General features: G+C 62.6%; 7 protein-coding genes. 4 read left to right on the forward strand and 3 right to left on the reverse strand.

The features are described 5' to 3' along the window. Positions 1-68 precede the first annotated feature (68 nt). Positions 69-368: a DUF1236 domain-containing protein gene (locus tag EN935_RS20580; RefSeq protein ID WP_127262221.1), complete on the reverse strand. Its 300-nt coding sequence runs from the start codon at positions 366-368 to the stop codon at positions 69-71. A 201-nt stretch (positions 369-569) separates the two neighbouring features. On the opposite strand from EN935_RS20580, the gene EN935_RS20585 reads away from it, so the two are divergent. Together EN935_RS20585 and EN935_RS20590 are read left to right on the forward strand one after the other, a co-directional pair. Continuing rightward, positions 570-1,334: a DUF1236 domain-containing protein gene (locus EN935_RS20585; protein ID WP_127262230.1), complete on the forward strand. Its 765-nt coding sequence runs from the start codon at positions 570-572 to the stop codon at positions 1,332-1,334. 156 nt (positions 1,335-1,490) lie between these two features. Continuing rightward, positions 1,491-2,495, forward strand: coding sequence for a L,D-transpeptidase (locus EN935_RS20590; protein WP_127262222.1), 1,005 nt, complete (start codon positions 1,491-1,493; stop codon positions 2,493-2,495). Between the two features lie 58 nt (positions 2,496-2,553). Here EN935_RS20590 and EN935_RS20595 read toward each other — a convergent pair whose 3' ends face one another. After that, positions 2,554-2,745: a hypothetical protein gene (locus EN935_RS20595; protein WP_245468590.1), complete on the reverse strand. Its 192-nt coding sequence runs from the start codon at positions 2,743-2,745 to the stop codon at positions 2,554-2,556. Between the two features lie 250 nt (positions 2,746-2,995). Between EN935_RS20595 and EN935_RS20600 the strand changes: the two genes are divergently transcribed. Further along, positions 2,996-3,424 (forward strand): hypothetical protein, encoded by a 429-nt coding sequence (locus EN935_RS20600; RefSeq protein ID WP_245468591.1) that lies wholly within the window; start codon positions 2,996-2,998, stop codon positions 3,422-3,424. Positions 3,425-3,604: 180 nt separating this feature from the next. Here the strand turns inward: EN935_RS20600 and EN935_RS20605 are convergent, their stop codons facing one another. Further along, positions 3,605-5,008 (reverse strand): PLP-dependent aminotransferase family protein, encoded by a 1,404-nt coding sequence (locus EN935_RS20605; protein ID WP_127262223.1) that lies wholly within the window; start codon positions 5,006-5,008, stop codon positions 3,605-3,607. A 108-nt stretch (positions 5,009-5,116) separates the two neighbouring features. On the opposite strand from EN935_RS20605, the gene EN935_RS20610 reads away from it, so the two are divergent. Next, positions 5,117-5,459, forward strand: a 343-nt coding sequence (locus EN935_RS20610) for an alcohol dehydrogenase catalytic domain-containing protein (RefSeq protein ID WP_164771226.1), incomplete at its 3' end; no start/stop codon positions are given.

Below are 5,459 nucleotides of genomic sequence, written 5' to 3' on the forward strand. Positions count from 1 at the left end.
ACTTTGTACCAAGCGCAAAGGCAAAAAGCCCGCCACTCCGGAAAGCGGCGGGCTTGGGTGAACTTGGATCACTGAATAATCTTCACGATCTTGCGGGTGCCAGGATCAACCACCACGGTCTGGTTGTCGACTACAACGTAGCGATATTTGACGTTGGGAACTTCATGAAGTTCGACGGTATCTGGCAGAGCCATGCCGACATTGAGTTCCACGCCAGGGAGCTTGACGGAAGCCAGCGGCTGCTTGTGCACGTACTCCTTAATCACCGTTTCCTGCTCAGGCTGGATGACCACGTCCTGAGCCGCGGCGGCGCCAACATCGGCGAGTAGCAAAAGTCCTGCCGCTGCACTGGTAAGATGCATCCTCATGATCGTCTCCTTTCCGTTGTGAGCGAGTGTGGGAGAGCCCTTGGGCTGCCGTTCGCAACCGGGTCTCACGGTCGTTAACGCCATCGGATGTGGCTTGTTCCTTCAAATTTCTGCCCGTCGGTTTGCTCAATTCGCCTGGAACAAAGTTTTTCCGTTGAGGTTTACCCAGCGAAGGGACTGACGCTTTCGAGGAGATTTCCCATGAAACATATTCTGATCACCAGCATGCTGGCGCTCGGCATCGGATGTGGTGCCGCAGTTGCTCAGACGCAGCCGGCTGAAACCCAGTCGGGCGGCGACAGCAATTGCGCGGCCGGCGCGGCCGACTGTCAAAAGGGCTCGAAGATGAAGATGGGCGAGCAGGCCCAGGGCAAGGCCAAGGCCAAGGTCCAGACGGACCAGCAGGCTCAGGGCAAACCCAAGCTCAAGACGGACGAACAGGCCCAGGGCAAGGCAGGTGCGACCACCGATCAGCAGGCCCAAGGCAAGACGAAGCTGAAGACCGACGAGCAGGCCCAGGGCAAGGCAGGTGCGACCACCGATCAGCAGGCCCAGGGCAAGACGAAGCTGAAGACCGACGAGCAGGCCCAGGGCAAGGCAGGTGCGACCACTGATCAGCAGACCCAGGGCAAGACGAAGCTGAAGACCGACGATCAAGCTCAGGGCAAGGCCTCGACACAGACTGATCAGGGGTCGACTGCTTCCATCACCAATGTCACGGTCGAACAGAAAACCCAGATCACCCAGGTTATCAAGGAGACCAGGGTCGAGCCGGTGTCCAATGTCGATTTCGACATTTCGGTCGGCATTGAGGTTCCCCGGCACAAGATCCGGTTGCATCGTCTGCCGGCGCGTATCGTGAAGATCGTACCAGCCTACGAAACCTACGAGTATTTCGTGTTGGCCGACGGTCGGATCGTCATCGTCGATCCGGACACGTTGAAGATCGTCCTTATCCTGACCTGACCTTGCAGTGCCTATCGCACTGAAAAAGGCTCGCCACATCGACGTGACGGGCCTTTCCATAAGGTCGGCCGATGAATCGGATGTTGGCGGACGGAACCAGAAAGGTCTTTCCGCGTCATAGACGCAGATTCCTGCGCAGCTCCGGAGTTGACATCGATGTTTAGGGTCCTTGTTGTCGTCGCCGCGGCACTCGCCCTCGCATGCGGGGGGACGGAGGCGGCCAAGCTGGACCGACTCGCCGTCAATCAGGCCCAATTCGGCGTCGGCCCAGCCAAAGGCGTCAATCCAGCCATACTGAAAGCGCAGATCCTTCTGGACCGTGCCCGATTCTCGCCGGGCCTGATCAATGGCCGCCTTTCAGAGAACTTCGCCAGAGCGGTGAGCGCCTTTCAGGCCGCGAACGGATTCCCGTCCGATGGCAAGCTCACTCAGGACACCTGGGACAGGCTGATGGCAACCTCAGCCAGCCCGGTCCTGATCGCCTATGAGGTGACGCGCAAGGATGTGCGCGGGCGCTTTACCAAGCGAATTCCGACCCGCATGGAGAGGATGGCCCGTCTGCCACGGCTGGGCTATCGCAACACCGTGGAGAGGTTGGCGGAGCGCTTCCATATTAGCGAACAATTGCTACGAAGGCTCAATCCCTACGCTGGCTTCGGGAGGGCCGGTGCGACCTTGATGGTGCCGGACGTTGGCCGGGGCGATCCTCCTGCGGCCGTTGCCAGCGTCGAGGTCGACAAGGGCGCCCGCCTGGTGCGCGTGCTCGATCCTTCCGGCAGATGGCTCGCAATCTACCCGGCATCGATCGGGAGCGATGAGAAGCCGGCGCCGAGCGGTATGGCAGAGATCAAACGCGTGGTGCACAATCCAACTTATCACTACGATCCGCGCTTCGCTTTCAAGGGAGTAAAGACCAAGCGGCCTTTCACCATCGCTGCTGGGCCGAACAACCCCGTCGGATCGGTCTGGATCGACCTCTCGATCGAAAGCTACGGCATTCACGGCACGCCCGAACCTGGCAAGATCGGCGCGACTTTCTCACACGGCTGCATCCGGCTGACCAACTGGGATGCCGAAGACCTCGCCTCTATGGTGCAGAAGGGTACGAGGGTTAACTTCAAGGACGAGACGGCGGATGCAGGCGTCAAGCTCGCCGATTAGACCATGCGCACTTGGTGATGGGCTGCCAAAGGGCCAAGGATGCAAGGTTACTGGTGGTTTACAGTCGCTTGAAGTCGGCAAGCCCCAACCGCATTCGCTGACCTTCCGCATAGGCCAGTGCGAACGATTCCAGCTCGAATGATCGGGTCAGTTCCTGGTCATCCTCGGCCACCCGGACGAACCATTCGCCGCAGGCCTCGATCACTTCAACACAGGGGCAAACCCTGGCGTTCAACATTACATCATCCATTTCGCACTGCCTCCCGCGCAATGTGGACAATCACGAATTTATGGGTCCGGCGGAAATCGGTTCTTCAAGTGACAAAACCTGTAGGGTCTCACCAAACTCAAACCAAGAACCCGCGCCTTTACCCCGCATGGAAAAAACGCGCGGTCCGCCGGCTCCGGCACGCAGCAGGATTATCTGCCGAGCGACCGTTGCCGGCAATAAAGTTTGACATGGTGGGCGGTTACGTACGATTCCGTACACTGGGGCAGAGTTGCGTCACGACCGCATCGACGGCAACTGGCCGGAGCTGTTCGTCAAGGACGCGGCGCTGGCCTCGCCCAACGGCGTCTTCGCCGATGGAAACAGGCTGATCGTCGCCTCCTGGGGCAAGGGCATCAAGCCCGACTTCAGCACGGCGGAGCCCGGTGGCCTGCTGTCGGTCGACATCGCCAGCAAGGTGGTTTCGCCCTTGCCGGGCGCCCAGAAATTCGCCGACCTCGATGGCGTCATCGCCATTGGCGACAGCATCTATGCCACCGCCTACATGACCGGCACGCTCTACCGCTATCATACCGGCGGCGCACCGGAAGCGGTGGCGCATTTCAAGCCCGGCAGCGCCGACATCGGCACCGACGGCAAGTCGATCCTCTATGTGCCGTTGATAAGCGAGGGCGAAGTGGCGGCCATGAAGCTCGAATGAAAACTGGCGCCTCGGCGCCGCTCCGCCGAGACGTTCGCCAACAGCCGATGGACCGTCATTCGTCGGCGAGGATCGCCAACTCGAACTCGTATTGCGGCCACGGCCGTGTCCCCAAACCAAGGGGCAGGAGCAGTCCATTGCAGGATCGGCCCCTACAAGGATCGCCGAGCGCAAGTGGCGTTATTGCGCCGCTTCCGCGAGCTGCCGGCAATACTGTGGAAGCCGACCCGTATCCAAGTTGGTCACGCCGAGCAGGAGCCCCTGCCATGGGGGTGATCGGACGCACCATTGAGAGAGAGGCGACGGTGCCAAGCCGAACGAGCGGGCGCGGCGGGCGATCTCCACGTCCGACAGAGAGGCGGTTGTCGAGACAATCACGGCCAAGCCAGCGGTGGCTTCGACTTTCAGCGACTCCGACCCGACCTGTGCGAGGCCCTCGAGCAGGGCCTGCCGCCGAGACGCGTAGAGGCGCTTCATGCGCCGCAGATGCCGAATATAGTGCCCCTCGCGCAGGAACTCGGCCACCGCGCCTTGGAGCGCTAGGGCTGGAGCCGGCGCCAGGCAGGCGCATACGTCACCGAACCGGCCAGTCAGTTCGATGGGCGCAACGACGAACCCGAGGCGCAGAACTGGGCTGATCGTCTTGCTGAAGCTGCCAATATGCAGGACCCGTCCACCGTGATCGAGCGAAGCGAGCGCTGGAGCCGCCCGGCCGGTTAGCTGCAGCTCGCTCAGATAATCGTCCTCGATGATCCAGGCCTCGCTCCGCTGAGCCCAAGCGAGCAACGCAAGCCTGCGGCTCAGCGACATCGTCATCCCGAGCGGCGCATGTTGCCCTGGCGTGACGATCGCCAGCGCTGCGTCCTGAGCGCTCCGGACGCCGGAAGCGACATCCAGGCCTTCGGCGTCGACCGGAACGGCCGTCACGGTGATGCCGGCCAGGTCGAGCGCTTTGCGTGTGATCGGGAAGCTCGGATCCTCGATCAAGGCCCGCGATCCCTCGACCTGCAGCGCGCGCACCGCCAGACCGATCGCCCCGGAATAGCCTGCAGCGATGAACACCTGGGCGGGACTGCACCGAAGACCCCGCGCGATCCCGACATAGGCCGCGATCTCCTTTCGCAGCTGCGGGTCACCCCGGGGATCGGGATAGCTGACCGGCGCGGCCGCTGCCCGCCGCGCCGCTCGCGCGAAGATGCGCGACCACAGCTTGAACGGAAAGGCGTCTTGCGAGGGCACGCCCATCTGGAAAGGCAGGGGCGGCGTTCCATAGGTATGGAACAGTTCCGGCAGCGGCGGCACGTCTGGCGACCACAACGGCGCCGACGAAGGCGACGGGCCCTCGGCGACGCGGGTGCCCGCCGCGCCGGCGCCGACCGCGAACTGCTCGTCGATGAGGCGCTGGTACGCGACGCGTACGGTGCCGCGCGAGACGCCGAGCTGAGCGGCCATGTCAAGCCAGGAAGGCAGCTTTGCTCCCGGGTCCAGCCGCCCGGTCTCGATGGCGTCCCGGACTGCCCGGTAGATCTGCGTCGCCAGCGGCGTCCTTGCGGCGCGGTCGAGATGGATGGGCACAGCGGCCATGGCGCGATGGTACCATCATTCCCGCCAATCTTGGTCCTGTTTCATGACCGGACCCGGACATATCTACCGGCCATCGCCACGTGACAAATGACCGAGGAGACAGTTCCGATGAAGGCAATCGCAGTAACGGATCAGGCCGCGGGAACGGCCGGGATGAAGCTGACCGAGCGGCCCGAGCCGCAGGCAGCGATAAACGACGTCGTCGTTCAGGTTCATGCGTCTGGATTTGTCCCGACTGAGCTGATGTGGCCCTCGACCTGGACCGATCGCGTCCACCGTGACCGGACGCCATCGATCCCCGGGCACGAACTGGCCGGAGTGGTCACCGCCCTCGGCTACGGCACAACGGGACTGTCGGTGGGCCAGCGCGTGTTCGGTCTCGCCGATTGGTATCGCGACGGCACCCTGGCGGAGTATCTTGCCATGGAGGCGCGCAACCTCGCGCCACTGC

It is taken from the genome of Mesorhizobium sp. M7D.F.Ca.US.004.03.1.1 (genome assembly GCF_003998635.1).
Lineage (GTDB): Bacteria > Pseudomonadota > Alphaproteobacteria > Rhizobiales > Rhizobiaceae > Mesorhizobium > Mesorhizobium loti.